Below are 23,582 nucleotides of genomic sequence, written 5' to 3'. Positions count from 1 at the left end.
TTCACCTCTTTTTTGGCTGCGCTCCGAAGAGCGAAGCCCGGGCGGACTTATATTGTCCGCCTCATCGCTTGCTTCATGTCTCCGCCCGCAGGAAGGCCATAAGTTTCCAGGCCGATTCGCCGCAAAGACCGGCGCTCGAGCCCGGCCCTTGGGACACTGCCCTGGTTCGGGGTCGCATAGAGGCCTGCACATTATCGACAAAGAACATGAAACGAAATTGATCTTTTGCAGTCACCTACGGGAAAGGGAGAGGAGCTTTATCCTGGGTCAGGCGCGGTGCTTTCGGCCTGTTCATCTGCCATTTCATCGACTCAACATCCTCGAATGACAGCATTCCAGATATAGCGGACATCGGCAATGAGCCGTCAGAATGAAATCTACAACCTCTTTCAAACCATTTGGAGAATAAACGTTCTAGACGTCATATTGGACCAAAGTCGATGTCGATCGATAACATATTGATAAATAATCGTTTGGTTCATATTGAAACGATATGAAATGTTCTGAGAATTGGAAAATACGGAAGATGGTCTAGATGGTGGAACAAGTTCGTTTCGTTTTTACATGAAATGATGTAAGAAGCTCTGGTCCTGCTTGGTTTACCGGTGAGGTTAGGAATGCAGGCAATGTCGACCAAAGGGTCGGTAGCCCCATGTCTGCGGGCCTTGCGCCGGTGAGGAGTTTCGGATAATTGTCATCCGTCGCTGTTTTTTATCGATAAAGACCGAAGGCTGAGGAGCTTGGATCGGTATTTTTCGAAGCGACGTTGATCTCGGGAGGATCGCACCATGAAAGCAGTTGGCATTACACGTCGCACGCTTGTTGCATTGGCTGGCGCCGTCGCGCTGTCGGCCGTCGCGCCGGTTGCCGCCCAGGCGGAAGACTACACGATTCCGATTATCGTCAAGGACACCACCTCCTTCTATTGGCAGATCGTGCTGGCCGGTGCCCGCAAGGCTGGCGCCGATCTTGGCGTGAACGTGCCTGAGCTCGGCGCTCAGTCCGAAGCCGACATCAACGGCCAGATCTCGATCATTGAAAATGCCGTTTCTTCGGGTGCCAACGCTCTCGTCATAGCGCCGACCGAATTCAAAGCGCTCGGCAAGCCAATCGATGAAGCCGCCAAGTCCGTGCCGGTTATCGGTATCGACTCGGCCGCCGACTCCAAGGCCTTCACTTCGTTCTTGACCACCGACAACGTCCAGGGCGGCCGCATTGCCGCCGATGGTCTTGCCGCTGCGATCGGCGCCGCCAATGGCGGCAAGGTGGAGGGCGACGTTGCTCTCATCACCAACCTGCCCGGCGCCGGCTCGCTGGAGCAGCGCGCCAAGGGCTTCAAGGAAGAACTGGCCGCCAAGTATCCCGGTCTCAAGCTGGTAGCCGACAAGGTCGGCGACGGTCAGGCGACCACCGCCCTCAACATCATGACCGACCTTCTGACCGCCAATCCCAACCTCAAGGGCGTGTTTGCCTCCAACCTGATCGCCGCCCAGGGTGCTGGTCAGGCGATCGCCGAGAACAAGCTCGGCGACAAGGTCGGGTTGATCGGTTTCGACAACGACGACAAGCTGGTCGGCTTCCTGAAGGACGGCGTGATCGACGCGCTGGTCGTGCAGGACCCGTATCGCATGGGTTACGACGGCATCAAGACGGCGCTCGCCGCCGTCAAGAAGGAGAAGGTGGAAGCCTTCGTCGACACCGGTGCCAACTTGGTGACCACGGCCAATATGAATGAGCCGCGCGCCCAGGAACTGCTGTATCCGAAAGTGAAGTAAGCAAAGCTCCGGCGTCCGGAGACCCCGAATGGAGTCTCCGGATGTTTGGAGACGCTGTGCCGGACTTCATGTCCGGCACCTTCTCATGCGAGCCAGGCCGTGGCCCGCGCCAGTGTTGCCGGCTCGGCCGGGAACCGCGGCGGTGCATGCCTTGCATTTCCAATTGAGGCGGGTCGATCATGATCGAAACCAATCTCCACGGGCAGATGGCCGAAGCGGCCGTCGCCGCCGCCAGCGTTCCCATTCTCGAACTGCGCGGCCTTGAGAAGCGCTACGGTGCCACCCACGCGCTGAAACCCGCCGATCTCAGCTTTGCCCGAGGTGAAATTCACGCCATCGTCGGCGAGAACGGTGCAGGCAAATCGACGCTCATCAAGCTCCTGACCGGCGTGATAACGCGCACTTCAGGCGAGGTTTTCTGGGAAGGCCAGCCGGTAGGGCTCGCCACACCCCACGAAGCCATCGAATTTGGCATCAATGCCGTCCATCAGGAAGTGGTGCTCTGCCGTCACCTGACGGTCGCCGCCAATATGTTCCTCGGCGATGAAGACGTTAACTTTGGCCTCCTCCGCAAGGGCGAGATGACCCGCAGGGCGCAGGCTATCCTCGATGATCTCGGCTTCCAGCTTCCGGCGCATGTCCTGCTCGGCGACCTCACCATCGGCCAGCAGCAGCTGATCGCCACCGCCCGCGCCGCCATCCGCGGTACCCGCTTCTTGATCTTCGATGAACCGACCGCCTACCTCACCCGCACCGAAGCGGCGCAACTGTTTGCACTGATCGGTCGCCTCAAAGAGCGTGGCGTGACCATCGTCTACATCAGCCACCGCCTCGAGGAAGTCTTCGAGCTGTCGGACCGGGTATCCATCCTGCGCGACGGCACGCTGGTGGGCACCCGCGTGACCTCCGAAACCAACGAAACCGAGCTGATCTCGCTGATGATCAACCGCTCGCTGGAGCAGATCTATCACAAGGAGTTCTTCCAGGCTGGCGAGATGCTGCTCGAGGCGAAGAACCTCAGCGGACCGGGCTTTCACGACGTGTCGCTCAGTGTCCGCGCCGGCCAGATCGTTGGTCTCTACGGGTTGATTGGCGCCGGGCGTTCGGAATTCGTGATGTCGCTGTTCGGTCGCCAACGCAAAACCGGGGGCAGCATTTTCTGGCAGGGCAAGGAAGTGGACATCCGCTCCGAACGCCAGGCGATGGACCTTGGCATTGCGCTCGCTCCGGAAAGCCGTCGCGATCAAGGTCTTTGCATCAATTTGCCTGTCGGCTTCAATCTCAACCTGCCGATCTTTTCCCATATCACCATGGCCGGTCTGGTGCCGTTCTCGGCCGACCGTCAGAGAGCGGATCGGCAGATCGCCGACCTTCAGGTCAAGACATCCGGTCGTGGGGCGTTGGTATCGTCGCTGTCGGGCGGCAACCAGCAGAAGATCGTCATCGGCAAGTGGCTCAACCACGGCGCTCGGCTGTTCATCTTCGATGAACCGACCGTTGGCGTCGATGTCGGTACCAAGGCGGAGATCTATCGCCTGCTCGCCCGTCTGCTTGCCGAAGGGGCCGGCATCATTCTGATTTCGTCCTACCTGCCGGAAGTCTACGAGCTCGCCGACGAGCTGCATGTCTTCCGTCGTGGCGAGGATATCGCCCGGCACGCCTATCATACGGCGAGCCATGAGGAAATTCTGTCCGAAGCGATCGGTGTGTGAACGAGGAACGTTCACGGGGGGAAATTCATGTCCACGGATACCAAGACGGCGACGGTCGTCCGCAAAAGCAACGCTAACTGGTTGTTTGGCCTGACGCTGATCGGGCTTCTACTTGCCATGTGCATCGTCCTCAGCCTGACGACCAAGAGCTTTTTGACCGAAGCCAATATCATGAACCTGATGCGTCAGGGTTCGATGATCGCCATCCTGGCCGTCGGCGAGACCTTCGTCATCATTACAACGGGCATCGACCTTTCGGTTGGCGCGGTGGTCGGCTTCTGTACCGTTATCGCTGCCTGGCTGTTGACCCACGACTTTTCGATCACGACGACGATCATCGTCACGCTGGCCGTCGGCGTCGCCATCGGCATGTTTCATGGCTTCGGCATTGTACAGATGGGGCTGCCACCCTTCATCATCACGTTGGCAACGCTGACCTCGCTGCGCGGCATCGGTCTGCTGGTTACCAACGGCGCCACCATCAACATCGTCAACGACACTTTCACGGAATTCTCGCGCAACGACTTCGTGGGGCTGCCAAACTTATTCTGGATGGTGATCCTGGTCGGCATACCGGCCTACATCTTCCTCCATCACAGCCGTTATGGTCGCTATATCTTCGCCGTCGGCTCCAACATGGAGGCGGCTCGCCTCTCCGGCGTCAACGTCAAGCTGACCGTCTACCTTGCCTATACGCTGTCCTCGACCTGCGCGGCCTTCGTCGGCCTGCTGCTCGCCGCTCGTATCGGCGTCGGCAACGCGATGCAGGCCGACGGCTGGGAGCTGCAGGCGATTGCATCATCGGTGATCGGCGGCACCTCGCTGTTCGGCGCGATCGGTTCGGTGCACGGTCCGCTGATCGGCGCCTTCATTCTCGCGACAATCAACAACGGCGCCAATCTCCTGAACGTCAACTCGTTCTGGCAGCGCATCATCACCGGTTTGCTGATCATCCTGATCGTCTACTTCGACCAGTTGCGCCGCCGTCGCGGATAACACCGGGCCGCAAGTGCGAACAAAAAAGGGAGGCGAGACCCGACGGTCCCGCCTCCCTTTTTCATTTCTACGATCGATCTCTCAGGAAGCGTGGGCGACGTCGCCTCTGGCACTCGCCTCCAGCAGCGCCTCAAGATCGGCCGGCCTCAACGGCTTTGACAGCCAGGCGTCGAACAGGCCCTCTTCGCAGCGGGCCTTCGTTTCGGGAAGCGCGTCGGCGGTCAGCGCAGCAATGACCGGCTGATGGCCGCCGCGGTCGGCGATCATCGCCCGCATGCGACGCGCCGCCTCAATTCCATCCATCTCCGGCATGTGCAGATCCATCAGCACCACGTCGAAGCTGCCGCCGGAGGAGAGCATGGCAGCGGTAGCGGTCAGTGCCTTTTGACCGTCGGTCCCAAGCGTGACGGCGTGGCCGGCTCGCTCGACCAGGGCACGGCCGAGTAGAAGATTGATCTCATTGTCATCGCAGAGCAGGACTGAAAGCCGATGGGCTGGCGCTGTCGGCTCCGTGAGCACCGGCTCGGCGGCGGCCGCAAACTGGCCATGGCCGAGCAGCGTATCGATAACGGCGGAAAGAGAGCGAGCCCTGACAGGCTTGACCAGATAGGCACCATAGCCGGCGGCCTGCAGTTCGGGCAGCATCGGCCGCTCGGCCGCGGTGATCAGCACACCGACCGGCGTCGCCGAGAAGGCGCGGATACGCTCGATCACGGCGAGCGGATCGCCGGCGGCCGCATCGATGAGAACGGCATCCGGCTGCCAGGACCCCACAACCTCCTGTTCGATGTCCTTCTGCGTGGCCAGCGTCACGTCGGCACCGGCATCGAATAGCCTACGGATCAGGAACGGCCCTTCAATAAGGGCATGCGAGACGACAAGGATGCGGCGGCCGGCGAAGCGGCGATCGGCCGGCTCAGCCGCAGTTGGCTCCGTCGGATGATCTTTGGTTGCAAAGCTGGCTGCCAGGAGCGCCAGGGCGGCACGAGCGCCGACGGCACCGCCCGAAAGCTGCCCCTCGTTGTCATCAGGCACTTTCATGGGGGCAGTCGTTGGCAAGGTTGCGGCACCCACGGGCGCGCTCGCCTCGGCCAGGGGGAAGCGCAGCGTGAAGCTGAAGCTTGCGCCCTCACCGGGCGCCGACACCAGACGAATATCGCTGCCCATCAGCCGGGTCAGCTCGCGGGCGATGGCAAGGCCAAGGCCGGTGCCGCCATGGGCGCGAGCCGGACCGGGATCGGCTTGTTCGAACTCGCCGAAGATGCGCTGCTGGTCGGCTTCGGCAATTCCGATACCCGTGTCGCGCACCAGGAAGGACACGCCGACCGCGCCCTCCCCCTCGTCCATCATCTGCAATTCGATAGCGACGCCACCCTCGGCCGTGAACTTGATGCCATTGCCAGCCAGGTTGAAAAGCACCTGCCGGACCCGGATCGGGTCGGCCAGAACAAGCCGGTCCAGCCGCGGATCGATATAGGCTGCCAGCTCAATGCCCTTCATTTCGGCGCGTGGCGCCATCAGTTCGACGAGGTCCTCGACGATGGTAGCGAGCGAGGTTGGCTCGGGCTGCAAGCTCAGCCGGCCGGCCTCGATCTTGGAGAAATCCAGAAGGTCTTCAATCAGCGTGAGCAGTGCTTCACCGGATGTTTCGATGGCACGCGCGTAGGTGCGTTGCTCGGCCGACAGCGACGTCTTCTGCATCAGAGCGGTCATGCCGAGGATGCCGTTGAGCGGCGTCCGGATTTCGTGACTGACCACGGCGAGGAAGCGGCTCTTGGCAGCGCTTGCCGCCTCCGCCTCATCGCGGGTCTTCTCAAGCGCCGCCTCGATCGCCTTGCGCTCGGTGATATCGCGACCGAGCGTACGGGTCCCCATCACCCTGCCATCCTCGACGATCGGTGTTTCCGAAAAGGAAAACCAGCGGGGACCATCGACCGTTTCAATCGAGATATCGCCGGACAAATGGCTGGGGCCCTGTCGTCCGACGCCATGGCCTGACAATGCGGCGAGCGCCGTCAGGCGGCGGCGTAGTTGCTGCCAAGGATCGGCACGCAGCTGTCGAGCGTCATGCGCGACCACATCTGAGGCGGCGAACAGCTCGCCGGCGGCGAGATCGGCGGCGAAAGTGGAAAAGTCGAGACCGATGAAAGCGCCCGGGGGCTGGCCGAGCCGGGCCGTCGTCGCCGTATTGGTCGACATGATCCGGCCGGCCGCATCGCGGCGGATGACCAGATCGCCGACGGCGTCGCCCTCGTCAACGGAACCCACTGCGGCATCGTAGAGACGGCCAAGATCGCGCCGTGCCGAACGACGGCCGGCTTCGAACAACCCGCCACCAATGGCAAGAACCCCGATGGCGGCGAGCAGCAGCGGCGAAGCGAAAAGCGACCAAAGGACTGTTATGGCGGCGGCGGTGAGCGCCAGCCCCGCGGCGGTCACGAACAGCAGGCGGCGCCAACGCGCGCGCGGCAGGCTCAGCCGTCCGAAAAACAGACGCGGCGACGAGGTATCCTCGGGCGAAGTGTGCTGTTGGCCGGTCATATCCGTCCCGGGTGCGGCGCGGTCATGCGGCGCTCCTGAGAGGACGGCACCGGCTCCGCCGATCTCGACAGGGCACGAGAAGGCTAGGCCGGCAAGGTTGCCAATCAGTTGATGGTCCGGTGAAATTGTGAGATTTCCGGCGCGAGATACAACGCCGGGCTGTCAACTAGGCCCATTTGTGCTGCCGATCCGACCTATTTATCAGCCGTCCATCACGCGGCTCGCGCCCGACGGTCGGGTCCGGTGCGATAGGCGAGCGCCTCGCCGATATGCAGGCGGCCGACATCCTCCGAACCATCGAGATCGGCCAGTGTGCGGGCTACCTTCAGCACCCGATGATAGCCGCGCGCCGACAGGGACAACCGTTCGGCGGCCTGCCGCAACAACGCCAGGCCAGCGTTGTCAGGCTCGGCTACGCCGTCGATCACCGCCGCCGGCGCCGTAGCGTTGGTGACCGACGTGCCGAGTCCGAGCGAGGCGTAGCGTTCGGACTGGACCGCCCGCGCCGCCGCGACCCGGGCGGCGACCGCCGACGACGGTTCACCGCTTCGACGGGCACCGATCAGATCGGATGCCGACACCGCCGGCACTTCGACTGTGAGATCGAAGCGATCAAGGAGTGGGCCGGAGATGCGTTCCTGATATTCGGCGGCACAGGCCGGACCGCGCCGGCAGGTATGACCCGGCGTGCCGGCGAGGCCGCAGCGGCAGGGATTCATGGCGGCAATCAGCTGGAAGCGGGCCGGATAGGTGACGCGGTTGTTGGCGCGGGCGATCACCACGTCGCCGGTTTCCAGCGGCTGGCGCAGGCTGTCGAGCACCGCCGGGTTGAATTCAGGCAACTCATCGAGAAACAGCACGCCGCGATGGGCCAGCGAGATCTCGCCCGGCTTTGCCCGCACGCCACCGCCCACCAGCGCGGCCATCGAGGCCGAATGGTGCGGCGCGCGGAACGGCCGGCGGTCGGACAGCCGCCCATCGGCCAGCGTGCCGGCGATCGAGGCGATCATCGAGATTTCGAGCAGTTCCTGCGGCGTCAATGCCGGCAAGATGGAGGGCAGGCGGCTCGCCAGCATCGACTTGCCAGACCCCGGCGGACCAATCATCAAAAGGTTATGACCACCAGCGGCGGCAACTTCGAGGGCTCGACGGGCACTTTCCTGACCCTTGACGTCAGCAAGATCTGGCAACGATGCGCTGGCGTCGGCCACCTTCGGCTCGGGCCGCGACAATACCTGCGTACCTTTGAAGTGATTGACGACGGCGATCAGGCTGATCGGTGCGAGAATCGGCATTTCGCCATCAGCCCACGCCGCCTCGGGGCCGGACGAACGCGGACACATCAAGCCCAGCCCCTCGGCGTTGGCGGCGATCGCGGCGGGTAGCACGCCGGCCACCGGCGCGATGGTCCCGTCGAGGGAAAGCTCGCCGAGCACGATACAGTCGGCAAGAGCGTCAGCCGGCAGAGCGCCCATGGCGGCCATGATGGCGAGCGCGATGGGCAGATCATAATGGCTGCCCTCTTTGGGTAAGTCGGCCGGCGCCAGGTTGACGGTGATGCGCTTGGCTGGCAAGGCGAGGCCGGAGGCGGCCAACGCCGCACGAACCCGCTCGCGACTTTCAGTGACAGCCTTGTCGCCGAGACCGACAATATTGAACAGGACCCTACCCGGTCCCATGTGGACCTGAACATCCACAGGCGTCGCCTCGACGCCCTGAAAGCAAACGGTCCTGACGTGCGCGACCATTATTCGTCCCCTCGAACCAACACAACCTAAGCGGATGCCCGCCTGTCTGTCAAGAACGAGAAGGGAACAAAGAGGGCTCGTCTGTTCTTGTCATCAGCTATAAGCTGGACACTGGCCCGCGAGGACATTGTCTGCTTTCTTTCAAAACCACCGGCATTGACGAACGGTTCGGTCTCAACATGGCAGCCATGCGCAACAAAATTTCCGAAAACGCTTGGCGTCGCTTAACATGAATACGACCTTCGGCTAATAGGTTCGCTTCGCGTCGTGTTCCGCGTTCTGCCGGATCACCACGAAGAGCAGAAGCCGACCGGCCCGAAAGGAGGCTTTTGCTCCGTATCCTTGTTTTTCATCCGCTGTCGCCGAGGGTTTTGCCTTTCGGAGGGATGCCACAGACGAACGGAAAGCCATGTCCAGTACCACCCTCGCCGGCTCGTCCGGCGCTATCCGCACCGGCAACTCGCGCGCCCGCGTCATTCTCGCCAGCCTCGTCGGTACCACCGTCGAATTCTACGACTTCTACGTTTACGCTACGGCAGCCGTGCTGGTGTTCCCACATCTGTTCTTTCCGGCCGGCAACGACACTACGGCGCTGCTTTCCTCTTTCGCCATCTTTGGCGCTGCCATGGTTGCCCGGCCACTCGGCGCGGTGTTCTTCGGACATCTCGGCGATAAGCGCGGCCGCAAGGTGACGCTGGTCGCTGCCCTCTTGACCATGGGCATCGCCACCTTCCTGATCGGCTGCCTGCCGACCTACGCCTCAGTCGGCTGGTTTGCGCCGCTTCTCCTTGTGTTGATGCGCCTGACGCAAGGCTTTGCCATCGGTGGCGAGTGGAGCGGCGCGGCGTTGGTGGCCACTGAGAATGCACCGGTCGGGAAGCGCGCCTTCTACGGCACCTTCCCGCAGCTCGGCGCGCCAATCGGCTTCATCATCGCCAATGGCCTGTTCCTGATCATCTCGGCAGCGCTGCCGTCCGATGATCCGACGCGGCCGTCGATCGCCTTCCTCGATTGGGGCTGGCGCATTCCGTTCCTGTTCTCGTCGGTCATGGTGATCGTCGGGCTGTGGGTGCGCTTCAGCCTGGTGGAAAGCGCTGCCTTCGAGAACACGGTCAAATCCGGCAAGGTGCGCAAGCTGCCGATGGCCGATGCCGTGCGCCACCACTGGCGGGCGCTGATCCTCGGCACCTTCTACATGCTGGCGACCTACGTGCTGTTCTATCTGATGACCACCTTCTCGCTGAGCTATGGCCGCGCCGCCACCACGGCACCGGTGCCGGGCCTCGGCTACGACTACCGCACCTTCGTCATGATGATGATCGTCGGCGTGGTGTTCTTCGGCATCTTCACCATGGTGTCCGGCCCTTGGGCCGATCGTTGGGGCCGCCGGCGCACGCTGCTGTGGGTCACCGCCGCCATCATGCTGTTCGGTCTTCTCTGGGTGCCGATCCTGTCGCTCGGCAGCTTTGGCGTGATGGCCTTCCTGATCGTCGGCTTCACGCTGATGGGCATGACCTTCGGCCCGATGGGCGCCCTGTTGCCCGAGCTGTTTCCGGCCAACGTGCGCTACACCGGCTCGGGAATTTCCTACAATGTCTCGTCGATTCTCGGTGCCGCCGTGGCGCCGTTCATTGCCGTAGCGCTCTGGACCTACGGCGCCGGCAGCCCATTCTGGGTCGGTGTCTACCTGACGGTCATGGCCGGCCTTACCTTCGTGGCGCTCGCTCTCGGCAAGGAGACCCGCGGCGTCGACATCGACGCCTGAACAAAGCTAGAATCCCTCCTGAAAGCGGTCGCCTAGGCGGCCGCTTTTTTGTTGCCATCCCTGCCTATCGTCTCCTATAAGAGACGTATGAGCACTTTTGAAGACGACACCAGCGCCCGACTTGCCGCCCGCATCCGCCTTGAGCGGGAGAGACGCGGCTGGTCACTAGCCGACCTTGCTGCACGCTCTGGCGTTGGCAAGGCCACCATTTCCAAGATCGAGCGCGGCGATGCTTCGCCGACCGCGGGCATATTGGTCCGCCTCGCCGCCGCTTTTGACCTGACACTCGCCAGCCTGTTGGTGCGGGCGGAAGCCGGCGCCGACCGCCTGGTGCGAGCGGCCGATCAGTCGGTCTGGCGCGACCCCGATACCGGCTACCTACGGCGGCAGGTGTTCATCCGTCCCGATCACCCGCTGGAGATCGTCGAGGTCACCATGCCGCCCGGGAAAAGCGCCGTACTGCCGGCGGCGTCCTACGCCTTCATTCGTCAGGTGGTTTGGCTGATGGAGGGTGAGCTCGTCGTCACTGATCCGGACGGCAGCCATCTGCTTTCGGTCGGCGATTGCCTCGGCTTCGGACCGCCAGCCGAGGTCACCATTTCAAACGAGAGCGCCGCGCCCGCCCGCTATGTGGTGGCGCTGACGAGGAGCTGACATGTCGGACATCACCATTCATCCGCTCGGCCTCAATGCTGCTACCGTCGATGCGCTTGCCGCCCTGATCGTCGAAACGGTGGCGGGCGGCGGCTCGGTCAGCTTCATGCATCCGTTCGCCTTGGACGATGCCCGCTCGTTCTGGCGAGGATCGCTTGGCGCTGCCGACGGTGGTCAGCGCATTGTGTTGGGTGCCTTTGACGGCGAGATGCTGGTCGGTACGCTGACGCTGCTTCTTGACTGCCCGCCCAACCAGCCGCATCGGGCGGAATTTGCCAAGATGATGACCCGGCCGAGCTATCGAGGCCGGGGCATTGCCACGGCGCTGATCGGTGCCGCCGAGCAGATCGCCCGCGCCAAGGGACGGACGTTGATCGTGCTGGACACGGCGAGTGATGGCGGCGCCGGGCCGCTTTACGAGCGCTGCGGCTTCCGCCTTGCCGGCGAGATTCCCAACTACGCGCTGAAGCCGCATGGCGGCTACACCGGCACGCTCTATTATTACAAGGAGCTTTAATATGAAGATGTTTTGCAATTTTTGAGGTCGTAGCCAAGAATGGAAGTAACGCCTAAATTGAAAAAGAGAGCGCCGGTTCTTGACCTCTTCGATTCGCTCATAAAGCGACGCCGTCCTTAGGGTTAGAGCCGCTACATATCGTATGCGCGCTCCTGCAACCAACTTATGCACAAGCACTAATAATACATTGATAATAAAAGATAAAAACACGAAAATAATCGACTTATAGCCTCAATATCTTGACGCACAGGCGCGACAGGCTTGACTCTATAGTTCGCTTTGATTTCACTTAGTATTGACTAAAAAGAATCGCCGCACCCCGACCAAGGAATTGCGGCGATTCTGATAAATCCTGCAACGGTGATGCCGGGCGCAGGACGCGACTTTACGCACTGATGTTGAATCAGAAATGGAGTCCGTGGTCAAGCTCGGCATTGTGCCATAAAGCCAAGGAGCTGATCATGGCAGTACGCACTTACCCCTCCTATTGGATGTATAAGGACGCCAGAGGCGAATGGCGCTGGTCTTACGAGGCATCCAATGCCAAGACGATCGCCGTAAGTAGCGAAGGCTATCAGAAGAGATCTGATTGCGAACGCAGCATTGAGATCATGAAGAGCTCTCACAGTAGCCCTGTTTGGTTCCCCACTGAGCTCGCTTCCGCGTACTAAATAAGATTCGGGACTTCGCTACCAAACGGAGTCCCGAATTTATAATAACCCGCGCCGCAGTTCATAGAGCATGACACCGGTCGCCACTGCCAGATTGAGGCTGTCGGCCTGGCCGGCCATCGGGATCTTGACCCGGACGTCGCAGGCCGCCGTCATCTCCTCGGTCATGCCGGCCTGTTCGTTGCCCATCACCAGCACCGTTGGCGCCCGGCTTTCGACCTTGCGATAGTCGTGCGTCGCCTTGAGATGGGTACCGACGAGACGGATGCCCGTCGTCTTCGCCCAGGCGAGGAACGCATCACGGTTGGTTTTCGCCAACGGCACATGGAACAGCGACCCCATGGTGGCGCGCACCGTCTCGAAGGAAAAGGGGTCGCAGGTCTCGCCGATGAGAATGACGCCCTTGGCGCCCACTGAATCCACCGTGCGAATGATGGTGCCGAGGTTGCCGGGATCGCGCACCTGTTCGAGCGCCACCCAAACCTCGCCTTCGCCGACCTTGACCTCGGCAAGCGGCTTCAATCGCTGGCCGAATACGCCGACCACCATCTGCGGATTGTCGCGATGGGTGATCTTGGCCAGGACAGCTTCGCCCATCTCGAGCACGTCGCCACCGCGCGCCCGCACGGCGGCGGCAGCCTTGGCGACATGTGGCTGGTCGCGCACCGCCGGCGCATAGGCGATGGCGGCAATCGGCCAGTTCTCTTCTAGTGCGTCGGTGACCAGCTTTAGCCCTTCGCCGATGAAGCGGCCCGTTTCCTCGCGCACCTTCTTCATGGCGAGTGCCCGGATATCCTTGACCAGCGGGTTGGTCAGCGAGGTGATCTGCCGGACGGCGCCCGGCGCCTTTTCCCTGTCGGCCATGGCTCAGGCTCCGAGAAAACGTGAAAACATCGAGGTGGCGAGCAACCGTCCCGGCCTTGTGGGATCGCCGGTCTCCCGCACGGCGAGCTCGCCCGAAGCAATCGTGCCGGGGCGATGGCCGAGAAGATCGGCAGTGATCTCGTGGATGGACAGGAAAGAGGCCCGGATGGCGTAGGCCGTCAGCACGGCGAAGGCCGGTCCCGGGGCCAGGATCTGACGCGTCAGGTCGAGAAGATAGGGCAGGTCGGCTTCCAGCGACCACACCTCGCCGTCCGGACCACGGCCGAAGCGGGGCGGATCGAGCAGGATACCGTCATAGCGTTTGCCGCGCCGCACCTCGCGTTCGGCAAACTTGACGGCATCATCGACGATCCAGCGGATCGGCGCGGCGTCGAGACCGGCCAGCGCCTGGTTTTCCCGGCCCCAGGCCACCGACTTCTTGGACGCATCGACATGCGTCACCTCGGCGCCAGCCTGGGCGGCGATCAGCGAGGCGATGCCGGTGTAGCCGAAGAGATTGAGCAGCTTCGGCTTTTCCGGGCCGCGATGAGTCTTGAGGCGTTCGGCCATCCAGGTCCAGTGAGCGATCTGCTCGGCGAAGATGCCGACATGACGGAAGGAGGTCAGCTGACAGACCACGGGCAGGTCCATCACCCGCATTTCCCAGGCCGTGCCGATGCCGGGCTCCGTCCGCCAGCGGCCCGGACCATCTTCCTCGACATCACCGGTGAAGGCGGCGCCGGCCGCCGCCCAGACGGATGGCGCCAACCGACGCGGTCCCATGGCCTGCGGCTCCGGCCGGATGACGGTCAGCGCGCCATAGCGCTCGAGCTTTTCGCCCTCGCCCATGTCGAGCAGGCGATAGTCGTCCCACCCTTCGGTAACCAGCAGCGTTCCCACCTCTTCGCTCGCCACACGCGGACCGAGCACAGCCGGCATCGGCCGCTTGAGCGTGGCAGCCCCCGACGGACGGGCCGGGCCGCGAGGTTCGTGAGAGCGCGCTTCTGCCTTGCCCGTCTCGCCAGATCTCTCAGGTTTACGGGCAGAAGGGCGGCCTGCGCGAAAAGCGGGCTTCGGGGGGGAGGGCAGCTTGGCCAAGGTGAAGGTCCGGCAAGAAGGGGTCTTTGGCCCCTTATACACGCCCCCCGCTCGGATTGAAGCGCGCTTTCCCGCCTGTTCGTTGATCGCCACCCTTTACGGGACTTCCCCGACAGGGCTACAAGGGCGCACTCTGCTGGGCTGCCGCCCGGCATCCGAGATTTATGGAGAAGTCATGCGCCCGTCCCGTCGTGCTCCCGACGAGTTGCGTCCCGTCAGCCTGGAGCGGGGCGTGTCGCGCCACGCCGAAGGCTCGTGCCTGGTGAAATTCGGCGACACCCACGTTCTCGTCACCGCCTCGGTCGACGAGAAGGTGCCACCGTGGCTGAGGGGTGGCGGCAAGGGCTGGGTGACCGCCGAATACGGCATGCTGCCGCGCGCCACCGGCGAGCGCATGAAGCGCGAGGCGGCGGCCGGCAAGCAATCGGGCCGCACCCAGGAAATCCAGCGGCTGATCGGCCGCTCGTTGCGCGCCGTCGTCGACCTGATCGCCCTCGGCGAGCGGCAGATCGTCATCGACTGCGACGTCATCCAGGCCGATGGCGGCACCCGCACCGCCTCGATCACCGGCGCCTTTGTGGCGCTCTACGATGCCATCGAGTGGATGCGCCGGCGTAATCTGGTGCCCGCCAACGCCAAGGTGCTGCGCGACCATGTCGCCGCCATCTCCTGCGGCATTTCCGATGGTGTGCCGGTGCTCGATCTCGACTATATCGAGGATTCCTCGGCCGAGACCGACGCCAATTTCGTGATCACCGGCTCCGGCGGCCTCGTCGAGATCCAGGGTACCGCCGAAGGCGCTCCGTTCTCGGAAGCCGAGCTGCAGCAGCTGCTTGGCCTCGCCAAGGGCGGTATTGCCAAGCTGATCGAGCTGCAGAAAGCGGCCATCGCGTCCTGAAAGGGCTTGATATGACCGAACAGCGCCGCATCGACGGCAAGCGTCTCATCGTCGCGACCCATAACAATGGCAAGCTCCGGGAATTCTATTTCCTGCTGGGCGGTCTTTCCATCGAGCTCGTCTCGGCCGGCGATCTCGGCCTGCCGGTGCCGGTCGAAGACGGCCAGACCTTCGTCGAAAACGCTCGTATCAAGGCGCTGGCCGCCGCTCGCGCGGCTGGCGAGGTGGCGCTTGCCGATGATTCCGGCCTGTGCGTCGAAGCTCTCGACGGGCGCCCGGGCGTCTACACCGCCGACTGGGCGGGTCCGAACCGCGACTGGTCGATGGCCATGCGCCTCGTCGAGGAAGAGCTCTACAAGGCCGGCGCGACGACGCCAGACAAACGACGGGGAACCTTCGTATCGCTTCTCTGCCTTGCCTGGCCGGACGGACACACCCAGGAATATCTCGGCCAGCGCGACGGTACGCTGGTCTGGCCGCCGCGCTCGGGCGATTTCGGCCATGGCTATGATCCCGTTTTCATGCCGGACGGCGAAACCAGGACCTTCGGCGAAATGACCGAGGCTGAAAAGCATGGCTCGATCTGGGGCGCACCGGGGCCGCTGTCACACCGTTCTCGGTCGCTGAAGCTGCTGGTCGAGGGTGCTTTCCCGATTGGTTTCGGACCGCGTGGGTGAGCCGATGAACGAGCGGGATCTTCTTTCGGGCGTGGAAGCAACGGCTGAAGGCACGCCGGACATCGGTTTCGGCGTCTACATCCATTGGCCCTTCTGTGCCCGCAAGTGTCCCTATTGCGACTTCAACAGCCACGTCCGTCCCAAGGGCATCGACGAGGCCGGCTATCTCACGGCCATGGAGCAGGAGATTGCCGCCCATGCCCGCCTGACTCCGAACCGCACGGTGACGTCGGTGTTCCTGGGCGGCGGCACGCCGTCGCTGATGAAGCCGGAGAGCGTTGGTCGCCTTCTCGATCTGATCGGCCATCATTGGCAGGTGTCGGCCGATGCCGAAATCACGCTGGAAGCCAACCCGTCGTCGGTGGAAGCCGAACGCTTCCGCGGCTATCGGGCGGCTGGCGTCAATCGCCTGTCGCTCGGCGTGCAGGCGCTGAACGATGCCGATCTCAAATTCCTCGGCCGGCTGCATAACGTCGATGAGGCGCTCCGGGCGCTCGAGCTGGCCCGCGAAACGTTTCCGCGCCTGTCCTTCGATCTCATCTATGCCCGTCCCGATCAGAGCCTGGAAGCCTGGGAGGCCGAGCTGCGACGGGCCATAGGCTTTGCCGCCGATCATCTGTCGCTCTACCAGCTCACCATCGAACCGGACACCGCCTTCGAGAAGCTCTACGCTGCCGGCAAGCTGGTGGTGCCCGATGCCGACGCCGCTGCCGATCTCTACGAGCTGACGCAGACTATTGCTGGTGCGGCCGGTCTGCTGGCCTATGAGATCTCCAACCACGCAACACCAGGCGGCGAGAGCCGGCACAACCTGCTCTACTGGCGCTATGGCGAATATATCGGCCTTGGACCGGGCGCCCACGGCCGTATCGTCAATGGCGACGATCGCGGTCGCCTGGCCACCATTGCCGAGCGCAATCCCGAAGCCTGGATGAAGCGGGTAGGCGAGACTGGCAACGGCGTGATCGAAACCGAGGAAATCTTCGGCGAGACGGCCGGCGACGAAATGCTGCTGATGGGCCTTCGCCTGGTCGAAGGCATCGACGCCGCCCGCTACCAGCGGCTCTCCGGCCGACGTTTCGATCCGGCGCGAATTTCCGACCTCGTCACTCACGGCATGGTGGAGGTGCTGCCCGATGGCCGCATCCGCACCACGCCAGCTGGTGCCTTCGTGCTCGACGCCGTGGTTGCCGATCTCGCCGCCTGAAGCTGAGTTCAGAGCCTTGATGCCGGTTTCGGCTTCGATCCGTCGGAGAAACGCGACAGGCGGAAATGCGTCGGGTCGACAAAGGGCGTCGTTCCCGTAACGAGATCGGCCACCAGCCAGCCCGCGCCAGGCCCGATGCCGAAGCCGTGGCCGGAGAAGCCGGTGGCAACGACGAGGCCGGAAAGGCTATCCACCTCCGAGATCACCGGAACCACGTCCGGCGTCACGTCGATGTAGCCGGCCCAGGCCTGGACGATGCGCGTGTCCTGGAAGGATGGAAAGCGCCGCTTCAGCTCGGTCATGGTCCGACGCAGGAAGCGGACATCCGGCTTCGGATCGAGGACACGCGTCCTCTCGTAAGGAGACGTCTTGTCGAGCGGCTTTGTCGGCCAGTCGTCGATCTCACGGAAGAAACGTGAACCGAAAGAAAGCGATACGTGTTGCCAGTCGGCCAAGAGCGCCGGCAGGAAGTCCAGCGTAAAGCGGACATGGTCGGGTGTGAGATCGGCGACATTGGCAACGCCGTTTGCCACCGTGAGACCGCCGTCGGCGCGTTTGCGGATACCGATGACATCGTCCCAGATGCCGGCATCGGGACCGCCGGACACTGGATTGGTGCGCGACACCGTCGAACGCATCTTGAGCTGTGGCAACGTGACGCCCAGATCCTTCAGGAAACGGCGTGACCAGGCACCGGCGGCCAGCACCACGCGCTTCGTCTTGATGGCGCCGCGCTCGGTAACCACCGACACGATTTCGCCGACAGCCGTTTCGAGGCCGCGCACCGCACAGTCGGTGACGATGACGGCGCCCTTGGCCCGGGCGGCAAGCGCAATGGCCGGCGCCGCCTTCTGCGGTTCGGCGCAGCCGTCGCTGGGGCACCAGAGACCAGCCGGCGGCGGCGAGAGATCGTCCTTCATGACGGCTCGAACCGCGTCACCCTCGATCACTTCGGCGCCGATGCCGTGATCGGCCGCTGCCTTGACCCAAGCGCGGTAGCCGTCGACATCGCCTGACTTGCGGGCCGCGAAGAAGATACCGGTTTCCCGGAACCCGGTGTTGCCAACGCCATGAGCGCCCATCTCTCGCCAGAGGCGCAACGCTTCACGGATGAGGTCGAACTCTCGGGGATCGCGATCGGCCTGACGAACCCAGCCCCAATTGCGGCTCGACTGTTCACCGCCAACATGGCCCTTTTCGAGCAGCACCACCTTGAGGCCCCGCTCGGCCAGATAAAGCGCCGAACTGGTGCCAATGATACCGCCGCCGATAATGACGACATCGGCTTCCGCTGGCATGGCAATATCGGACGCAACGGGATCGACCTGCGGACCCATCTCACAAACTCCCCGGAAGACGCCGGCTCTTCTTCCGGCTGCGTGGCTATCGTTTTAAGCCAAAACTTCAGCCGATCCAGTCCGTCAGCTTCCGAAGCGCGCCTATAATTGGGGCATTTTTTGCTACACGACGGGGGCCGCTTGAGCGAGGGGCCTCTGGCCTGTATGCCTCGCGGGCACATCATTGTGGAGCCGCCGATGCTTCTCGCTGCCTTGCAGATGCAGTCCCGCCCGTCCGACGTCGCTGCCAACCTCGACCGGCTGGATCGGGCGGCCTCGGACGCCGCGGCAAAAGGCGCTCATCTTCTGGTGACGCCGGAGCTTTGCCTCGTCGGCTATGGCGCCGGCCCCGACCTGCCGCTGCTCGCGGAGCGGGCCGATGGTCCGCTTGTCGATGCTGTCGCGGCGATCGCTCACCGCCACTCCCTGGGTATTGTCACCGGCTTTGCCGAACGCGATGGCGACGCAATCTACAACAGCGCTCTCTTCGTTTCCGGCGACAGCCGGGCGGTCTATCGCAAGAGCCACCTCTATGGCCCCTACGAGAAGCGCTGGTTCCGCGCAGCGCCACCGTCGGTCGTGCTCGTCCGCCATCAGGGACTGAGCCTCGGCCTCCTCATCTGCTACGACGTGGAATTTCCCGAGAATGTCCGCCGCCTCGCTCAGGCGGGCGCCGACGCGGTGCTGGTCCCGACGGCCTTGCCGGTTGGCGGGTCGGCTGACTTCATCGCGGCCCATATGATTGCGGTGCGCGCCTTCGAAAACCAGATCTTCGTGGCCTATGTCGACAACTGCGGCTGGAACGGTGACTTTGCCTATGCGGGTCTTTCCCGCATCGCTGCGCCCAACGGCGCCATTCTCGCCGCGCCCCACGACCGGAGCGAGGCGTTGCTTTTCGCGGAAATCGCGCCGGAAGCCTATGCCCGCTCTCGCGCCGAGAACACCTATCTTTCCGATCTCAAGGCCTGAAAAGACAAACGGCGCGCCTCCTTGCAGAGACGCGCCGTTGCTACCTGTCGAAGCGTCCGCCTCAGTTGGCGGCGCCCTGCTGCTGCTGCATCTGCTGCAGGCGGGCGAGATACTGCTGATAAAGAGCGACGAAATCGATCGGATCGATCAACAGCGGCGGGAAGCCGCCGCGGATGACGGCGTCAGCGATGATCTGGCGCGCGAAGGGGAACAGCAGGCGCGGGCCTTCGATGTTGACGAAGGGGTGCAGATGCTGGGCCGGCACGTTCTGCACGGTGACGAGACCACCGTAGGTCAGCTCGACGTTGAAGAACACTTCCTCGCCGATCGCCGCCTTGGCTTCGAGGTGCAGATCGATCTCATACTCGCTCTGGCTACGCTGGCGCGAGTTGACGTTGACGCCAATGGAAATCTGCGGCGAAGCTTCACGAGCCCGCAAGCTGTCAGGCGCCTTCGGGTTTTCGAAGGACAGATCCTTGACATACTGGGCGACGACGCTCATCGACGGCTGGGCTTCAGCGGCGCCATTCTCGGGCTGAACCGAACTCATTCTCGAACTCCTCCGGCCAGCCGGGGCGACACCGCCCGCAAGGGTGACCCTATGTTTTGGTGGAACCGGCAACACAGGCCGTTTCCCGATTTTTCCGCGGGTCCGAGCGCTATCAGGCTTGGCGAGTGAGATCAAGACCGATCGCCGTCGCGGTCGGGCGGAAGGATCGGCCGCCGATCCGACCATGGGGAATCGCCGTCGTTTCGCCGTTCCCATTCATCGTCATCGAGGTCGACGACACCATCTGTGGACGGACGCCTGCCGGACGAAGCGGTCGATACGGTGAGGCGCGCGGCAATCGCCGCAATGATCAGCCGCCGTACCGGAGCGAACAGCAGAAGGAGGGCGAGCACGTCGGACAGAAAGCCCGGCAGAATCAGCAACACACCGGCGATCAGGACGATCAGGCCTTCCAGCAGGGTGCCGGTCGGCATACGACCGGCGGAAAGTTCGGTCTGCACCCGACGCAGCAGGCCAAAGCCGATGTAGCGGAACAACGCCAGACCGCCGAAAGCTGCGAGCAACACAAGGCCAACCGTATTGATGACGCCGAGATGGCCTCCAACCCAGATGAGAGTCGCGATCTCGGCAATCGGCCAAGCGATGAGAAGAAAGGGCAGGTAGGGCGAAAGGCGCATGGCGGTTCCGGTTCGATGGCGTGTTTGGCATGATGCGCCGGCCGGCCAGCCGGGCGCAAGGTAGCCATCGCCCCCATATGGTCGCAGCGCCGGCGGGGGCAAGCGGCGGCCGTGGCAGCGAAATCACTCCAGATTCGCCGCTTGTCCGTCTTTCCCTTGCCGCCGTGGTCGCCTACATAGGCAGACGACCAATACGAGATGCCACCGCCCTGGTGGCGCCAACTGAGGGAAACGATGCTCGGATGAACGCCTTCCTCGATCTCACCAGCCTCATCTTCCTCGTGATCGCCGTTGTCATTTTCTGGCGTCTCCGAAGCGTCCTCGGCACCCGCACCGGCAACGAGAAGCCACCGTTCGATCCGTTCGCCGGCCGCAAGGCGGAAATCGAACCGCCACCGGCCGGTGACAACGTGGTGACCCTGCCACGCGAAGGCCGGATCGATCCGCGCGAGGCGGCTCTCGCCCGCATCGACGAGGCGGTCCCTGCCGGCAATGCCAACACCGGTCTCAAAGCGGTCGCCTCGGCCGACCGCAACTTCGACTTCGACGGCTTCATGGGCGGCGCCCGCGCCGCTTATGAAATGATCGTCTCGGCTTTTGCTGCCGGCGACCGGGCGACCCTGAAGCCACTGTTGTCGCGCGAAGTCTTCGATGGCTTTTCCGGCGTGATCGCCGAGCGCGAGGGGCGCGGCGAGAAAATAGACTTCACCTTCGTCGGCATCGACAAGGCGGATGTGGTCGACGCCGGGATCGAGGGTGTGATGGCACAGGTGACGGTGCGCTTTTCCTCGCAGCTGATCTCGGTAACCCGCGGCCGCGATGGTTCGGTGGTCGAGGGGGATCCCCAGAAAGTGGCCGAGGTGACCGACGTCTGGACATTCGCCCGCGAAGTCAGGTCATCGGATCCCAACTGGAAACTGGTCGCCACGGATGCCGGGGGCTGACAGCATCTTGGCCGACTCCCTTCCTTCCGCCCACCTTGTTCCAATCGCCTTCACTGACCTTCCGGGATGGGCCGAGGACGATCACGCTGCCGCCTTTGCAGCCTTTCGTCATTCGGCAGCTCGGCTCATCGAGAAAATTCCGACTTCCAAAACGCTCGGGCCGGATGGCGCAGCTCTGGCCCGCCAGGGAAAACTGGCAGTCGCGCTTGGCGACAATGTCGTCCCCGCTGCCGCCCGTGCCTTCTTCGAAGCGCATTTCAGGCCGTTCCGCATCGAGCCGGTTTCCGGGACGGGTTTCGTCACCGGCTTTTTCGAGCCGGAGGTGGAGGCACGCCTTCAGCCATCGCTCGCCTTCCCGGTGCCCCTCCTCGCGCCGCCCGATGGCCTGCGCGAGATCCGCGACCATGACGACCGACGCAACCTCGATCCGGCGTTGACCTGGGCTTTTGAAGACGGGCAGGGACGCCTCGCCGCTTGTCCCGAACGGGGCGCGATCATGGCCGGCGCCCTCGATGGACGGGCGCGGCCGATCGCTTATGTGAAGAGCCAGGTCGAGGCCTTTTTCATTCACGTGCAGGGTGCGGCCCGGCTCCAACTGCCGGATGGCCGGCTGATGCGGGTTACCTTCGCGGCCAAAAGCGGCCACCCTTATTATTCGGTGGCGCGTCTGATGGTCGAACGCGGCGTCGTAACCAGCCCGGCGGAAGCCACGGCTGACGCGCTTCGAGCCTGGCTGGAAGGCCTCGCCCCGCAGGAACGGCGGGCGGCGCTCGCCCGCAACCGCTCCTACATCTTCTTCCGCGAAGCGCCGGTGAATGACCCCGCCCTTGGACCGATTGCGGCGGCCGGCGTTCCGCTGACGCCCGGACGATCGCTTGCCGTCGATCGATCGCTCATCACCTTCCATGCCCCGGTGTTCGTCGAAGCCGATCTCACGGCCGGCCCCTTCAACCATCTGATGGTAGCCCAGGATACCGGCTCGGCCATTGTCGGACCGGCGCGTGGCGACATCTTCTTCGGCTCGGGGGACGCTGCCTTCGCGCTGGCCGCGCGGGTCCGCGATCCCGCCCGCTTCACCCTGCTCGTGCCGCGGGAGGACTGACCGATGTCCCGCCGCAAAGGCCGGCCACTCGCCCCCGAGGAGGAAGAACTCTGGCGGGCGGTGCGGAAAAGCGTCACGCCGCTTCGTCCGGAAAAGATGGTGGCGCCTCCAGCGGCAATTGCCGCCGCCGAGCCCGAGCCAGAGCGGCCTCTCGTTCATCTGCCGCCGGCTGTTGTGCCCTCTCAGGCCACCAAGCCTGCCCTGCCCAAGCTGCATCCCTTCGGCAAACGCGAGCGCCAGGCGGTCAATCGCGGCCGCACGGCCATCGACGGACGGCTGGATCTACACGGCTACCGGCAGGACGAAGCGCATGCCCGGCTGTCGGGCTTTCTGTCCCATGCGCAGAGCATGGGTTGGAAAGTGGTCTTGGTCATTACCGGCAAGGGACGACTGGGAGGCGATTTCCAAAGCCTGCACGATCATGAGCGTGGCGTGCTGAAGCGTGTCGTGCCACTTTGGCTGAGCCTGCCGGAATTTCGGCGCGTCGTGCTCGGCTATGAGGATGCCGGACCGGTGCATGGCGGGAGCGGAGCGCTCTATATACGCATCCGCAAGAGGAAGTAGCATGACCCCGTTCGGCGCTCGTTTGCGAGAGATCCGCGAGGCGCGTGGCATGACGCTGAAGTCGATGGCAGCGGCGATCGGCGTTTCGCCGGCCTATCTGTCGGCGCTGGAGCACGGTCGACGCGGCCGTCCAACCTGGGATCTCCTGCAGCGGATCATCGGCCATCTCAACATCATCTGGGACGAGGCCGAGGAGCTCGAGCGGCTGGCCGACCTGTCGCACCCGCGTATCGTCATCGACACCGAGGGGCTGTCACCCAAGGCTACCGAGCTTGCCAATCGTCTTGCCGAACGTATTCGCAGCTTTGACGACGGAACACTCGACCGGCTGATCGACCTCGTCGGCAAGCGCTGA

22 protein-coding genes are annotated in these 23,582 nt (G+C 63.5%); 15 read left to right on the top strand and 7 right to left on the bottom strand.

From position 1 onward, the window contains the following. The first annotated feature begins 788 nt into the window (after positions 1–788). From G522_RS0113500 to G522_RS0113490, 3 genes are all read left to right on the top strand, one after another. Positions 789–1,775, top strand: a complete 987-nt coding sequence (locus G522_RS0113500; protein ID WP_026791503.1) for an ABC transporter substrate-binding protein — start codon at positions 789–791, stop codon at positions 1,773–1,775. 179 nt (positions 1,776–1,954) lie between these two features. Continuing rightward, positions 1,955–3,487 (top strand): sugar ABC transporter ATP-binding protein, encoded by a 1,533-nt coding sequence (locus G522_RS0113495; RefSeq protein WP_026791502.1) that lies wholly within the window; start codon positions 1,955–1,957, stop codon positions 3,485–3,487. Positions 3,488–3,514: 27 nt separating this feature from the next. Further along, on the top strand, positions 3,515–4,483 hold the full coding sequence (locus G522_RS0113490; protein WP_026791501.1) for an ABC transporter permease: 969 nt from the start codon (positions 3,515–3,517) through the stop codon (positions 4,481–4,483). Between the two features lie 81 nt (positions 4,484–4,564). On the opposite strand, the gene G522_RS26775 is transcribed toward G522_RS0113490, so the two are convergent. Beyond that, the gene (locus tag G522_RS26775) at positions 4,565–7,024 is read right to left on the bottom strand and encodes an ATP-binding protein (protein ID WP_051228610.1); all 2,460 of its coding nucleotides are present in this window, start codon (positions 7,022–7,024) and stop codon (positions 4,565–4,567) included. A 212-nt stretch (positions 7,025–7,236) separates the two neighbouring features. Beyond that, positions 7,237–8,772 (bottom strand): YifB family Mg chelatase-like AAA ATPase, encoded by a 1,536-nt coding sequence (locus G522_RS0113480; protein ID WP_026791500.1) that lies wholly within the window; start codon positions 8,770–8,772, stop codon positions 7,237–7,239. A gap of 409 nt (positions 8,773–9,181) precedes the next feature. On the opposite strand from G522_RS0113480, the gene G522_RS0113475 reads away from it, so the two are divergent. The 4 genes from G522_RS0113475 (at position 9,182) to G522_RS0113460 (ending at position 12,379) form a co-directional block, all read left to right on the top strand. Further along, positions 9,182–10,537, top strand: a complete 1,356-nt coding sequence (locus G522_RS0113475) for an MFS transporter (protein WP_026791499.1) — start codon at positions 9,182–9,184, stop codon at positions 10,535–10,537. Between the two features lie 87 nt (positions 10,538–10,624). Next, positions 10,625–11,191, top strand: coding sequence for a helix-turn-helix domain-containing protein (locus G522_RS0113470; protein ID WP_026791498.1), 567 nt, complete (start codon positions 10,625–10,627; stop codon positions 11,189–11,191). A 1-nt stretch (position 11,192) separates the two neighbouring features. Beyond that, positions 11,193–11,708, top strand: a complete 516-nt coding sequence (locus G522_RS0113465) for a GNAT family N-acetyltransferase (RefSeq protein ID WP_026791497.1) — start codon at positions 11,193–11,195, stop codon at positions 11,706–11,708. Between the two features lie 395 nt (positions 11,709–12,103). Then, entirely contained in the window at positions 12,104–12,379 is a 276-nt protein-coding gene (locus G522_RS0113460) for a YegP family protein (RefSeq protein WP_342663900.1), read from the top strand. Positions 12,380–12,418: 39 nt separating this feature from the next. On the opposite strand, the gene G522_RS0113455 is transcribed toward G522_RS0113460, so the two are convergent. Continuing rightward, positions 12,419–13,243 carry a TrmH family RNA methyltransferase gene (locus tag G522_RS0113455; RefSeq protein WP_026791495.1) on the bottom strand — a complete coding sequence of 275 codons (825 nt, stop codon included), beginning with the start codon at positions 13,241–13,243 and terminating at the stop codon, positions 12,419–12,421. A 3-nt stretch (positions 13,244–13,246) separates the two neighbouring features. Beyond that, positions 13,247–14,182 carry a class I SAM-dependent methyltransferase gene (locus G522_RS26770; RefSeq protein ID WP_156886932.1) on the bottom strand — a complete coding sequence of 312 codons (936 nt, stop codon included), beginning with the start codon at positions 14,180–14,182 and terminating at the stop codon, positions 13,247–13,249. 334 nt (positions 14,183–14,516) lie between these two features. Here G522_RS26770 and rph point away from each other — a divergent pair, with 334 nt between their 5' ends. The 3 genes from rph to hemW are packed head-to-tail and all read left to right on the top strand — an operon-like array spanning position 14,517 to position 17,123. Continuing rightward, a complete protein-coding gene (rph, locus tag G522_RS0113445; RefSeq protein ID WP_026791494.1) occupies positions 14,517–15,239 on the top strand; it encodes a ribonuclease PH in 723 nt (240 codons plus the stop codon). 11 nt (positions 15,240–15,250) lie between these two features. After that, positions 15,251–15,916 (top strand): non-canonical purine NTP pyrophosphatase, encoded by a 666-nt coding sequence (locus G522_RS0113440; RefSeq protein WP_026791493.1) that lies wholly within the window; start codon positions 15,251–15,253, stop codon positions 15,914–15,916. A gap of 4 nt (positions 15,917–15,920) precedes the next feature. Next, positions 15,921–17,123 carry a radical SAM family heme chaperone HemW gene (gene hemW, locus G522_RS0113435; protein WP_051228625.1) on the top strand — a complete coding sequence of 401 codons (1,203 nt, stop codon included), beginning with the start codon at positions 15,921–15,923 and terminating at the stop codon, positions 17,121–17,123. An 8-nt stretch (positions 17,124–17,131) separates the two neighbouring features. On the opposite strand, the gene G522_RS0113430 is transcribed toward hemW, so the two are convergent. After that, positions 17,132–18,460, bottom strand: coding sequence for an NAD(P)/FAD-dependent oxidoreductase (locus tag G522_RS0113430; RefSeq protein ID WP_026791491.1), 1,329 nt, complete (start codon positions 18,458–18,460; stop codon positions 17,132–17,134). Between the two features lie 198 nt (positions 18,461–18,658). On the opposite strand from G522_RS0113430, the gene G522_RS0113425 reads away from it, so the two are divergent. Next, the gene (locus G522_RS0113425; RefSeq protein WP_026791490.1) at positions 18,659–19,429 is read left to right on the top strand and encodes a carbon-nitrogen hydrolase family protein; all 771 of its coding nucleotides are present in this window, start codon (positions 18,659–18,661) and stop codon (positions 19,427–19,429) included. Between the two features lie 61 nt (positions 19,430–19,490). On the opposite strand, the gene secB is transcribed toward G522_RS0113425, so the two are convergent. After that, the gene (gene secB, locus G522_RS0113420; protein WP_026791489.1) at positions 19,491–19,979 is read right to left on the bottom strand and encodes a protein-export chaperone SecB; all 489 of its coding nucleotides are present in this window, start codon (positions 19,977–19,979) and stop codon (positions 19,491–19,493) included. A gap of 131 nt (positions 19,980–20,110) precedes the next feature. After that, positions 20,111–20,617: an FxsA family protein gene (locus G522_RS26765; protein WP_051228608.1), complete on the bottom strand. Its 507-nt coding sequence runs from the start codon at positions 20,615–20,617 to the stop codon at positions 20,111–20,113. A gap of 242 nt (positions 20,618–20,859) precedes the next feature. Here G522_RS26765 and G522_RS0113410 point away from each other — a divergent pair, with 242 nt between their 5' ends. The 4 genes from G522_RS0113410 to G522_RS0113395 are packed head-to-tail and all read left to right on the top strand — an operon-like array spanning position 20,860 to position 23,582. Further along, on the top strand, positions 20,860–21,561 hold the full coding sequence (locus G522_RS0113410; protein WP_026791488.1) for a Tim44/TimA family putative adaptor protein: 702 nt from the start codon (positions 20,860–20,862) through the stop codon (positions 21,559–21,561). Between the two features lie 7 nt (positions 21,562–21,568). Beyond that, entirely contained in the window at positions 21,569–22,663 is a 1,095-nt protein-coding gene (mltA, locus tag G522_RS0113405; RefSeq protein WP_026791487.1) for a murein transglycosylase A, read from the top strand. 3 nt (positions 22,664–22,666) lie between these two features. Continuing rightward, positions 22,667–23,227 (top strand): Smr/MutS family protein, encoded by a 561-nt coding sequence (locus G522_RS30050; RefSeq protein ID WP_026791486.1) that lies wholly within the window; start codon positions 22,667–22,669, stop codon positions 23,225–23,227. A 1-nt stretch (position 23,228) separates the two neighbouring features. Continuing rightward, complete coding sequence (locus tag G522_RS0113395; protein ID WP_026791485.1) at positions 23,229–23,582, top strand: helix-turn-helix domain-containing protein; 354 nt, start codon at positions 23,229–23,231, stop codon at positions 23,580–23,582.

It is taken from the genome of Pleomorphomonas oryzae DSM 16300 (genome assembly GCF_000422965.1).
Lineage (GTDB): Bacteria > Pseudomonadota > Alphaproteobacteria > Rhizobiales > Pleomorphomonadaceae > Pleomorphomonas > Pleomorphomonas oryzae.
The sequence above is the reverse complement of the archived record's forward strand: the minus strand, read 5'-3'. Positions and strand labels throughout refer to the sequence as shown.

What these genes read in the sequence shown, in the direction of transcription:
- secB (WP_026791489.1), bottom strand. Translation starts at nt 19,979, where the DNA reads ATGAGTTCGGTTCAGCCCGAGAATGGCGCCGCTGAAGCCCAGCCGTCG.
- G522_RS26775 (WP_051228610.1), bottom strand. Translation starts at nt 7,024, where the DNA reads ATGACCGGCCAACAGCACACTTCGCCCGAGGATACCTCGTCGCCGCGT.
- G522_RS0113500 (WP_026791503.1), top strand. Translation starts at nt 789, where the DNA reads ATGAAAGCAGTTGGCATTACACGTCGCACGCTTGTTGCATTGGCTGGC.
- G522_RS0113460 (WP_342663900.1), top strand. Translation starts at nt 12,104, where the DNA reads ATGTTGAATCAGAAATGGAGTCCGTGGTCAAGCTCGGCATTGTGCCAT.
- G522_RS26765 (WP_051228608.1), bottom strand. Translation starts at nt 20,617, where the DNA reads ATGCGCCTTTCGCCCTACCTGCCCTTTCTTCTCATCGCTTGGCCGATT.
- G522_RS0113490 (WP_026791501.1), top strand. Translation starts at nt 3,515, where the DNA reads ATGTCCACGGATACCAAGACGGCGACGGTCGTCCGCAAAAGCAACGCT.
- G522_RS30050 (WP_026791486.1), top strand. Translation starts at nt 22,667, where the DNA reads ATGTCCCGCCGCAAAGGCCGGCCACTCGCCCCCGAGGAGGAAGAACTC.
- G522_RS0113395 (WP_026791485.1), top strand. Translation starts at nt 23,229, where the DNA reads ATGACCCCGTTCGGCGCTCGTTTGCGAGAGATCCGCGAGGCGCGTGGC.
- G522_RS0113470 (WP_026791498.1), top strand. Translation starts at nt 10,625, where the DNA reads ATGAGCACTTTTGAAGACGACACCAGCGCCCGACTTGCCGCCCGCATC.
- G522_RS0113455 (WP_026791495.1), bottom strand. Translation starts at nt 13,243, where the DNA reads ATGGCCGACAGGGAAAAGGCGCCGGGCGCCGTCCGGCAGATCACCTCG.
- G522_RS0113440 (WP_026791493.1), top strand. Translation starts at nt 15,251, where the DNA reads ATGACCGAACAGCGCCGCATCGACGGCAAGCGTCTCATCGTCGCGACC.
- hemW (WP_051228625.1), top strand. Translation starts at nt 15,921, where the DNA reads ATGAACGAGCGGGATCTTCTTTCGGGCGTGGAAGCAACGGCTGAAGGC.
- rph (WP_026791494.1), top strand. Translation starts at nt 14,517, where the DNA reads ATGCGCCCGTCCCGTCGTGCTCCCGACGAGTTGCGTCCCGTCAGCCTG.
- G522_RS0113430 (WP_026791491.1), bottom strand. Translation starts at nt 18,460, where the DNA reads ATGGGTCCGCAGGTCGATCCCGTTGCGTCCGATATTGCCATGCCAGCG.
- G522_RS0113495 (WP_026791502.1), top strand. Translation starts at nt 1,955, where the DNA reads ATGATCGAAACCAATCTCCACGGGCAGATGGCCGAAGCGGCCGTCGCC.
- G522_RS0113410 (WP_026791488.1), top strand. Translation starts at nt 20,860, where the DNA reads ATGAACGCCTTCCTCGATCTCACCAGCCTCATCTTCCTCGTGATCGCC.
- G522_RS0113425 (WP_026791490.1), top strand. Translation starts at nt 18,659, where the DNA reads ATGCTTCTCGCTGCCTTGCAGATGCAGTCCCGCCCGTCCGACGTCGCT.
- G522_RS0113475 (WP_026791499.1), top strand. Translation starts at nt 9,182, where the DNA reads ATGTCCAGTACCACCCTCGCCGGCTCGTCCGGCGCTATCCGCACCGGC.
- G522_RS0113480 (WP_026791500.1), bottom strand. Translation starts at nt 8,772, where the DNA reads ATGGTCGCGCACGTCAGGACCGTTTGCTTTCAGGGCGTCGAGGCGACG.
- G522_RS0113465 (WP_026791497.1), top strand. Translation starts at nt 11,193, where the DNA reads ATGTCGGACATCACCATTCATCCGCTCGGCCTCAATGCTGCTACCGTC.
- G522_RS26770 (WP_156886932.1), bottom strand. Translation starts at nt 14,182, where the DNA reads ATGCCGGCTGTGCTCGGTCCGCGTGTGGCGAGCGAAGAGGTGGGAACG.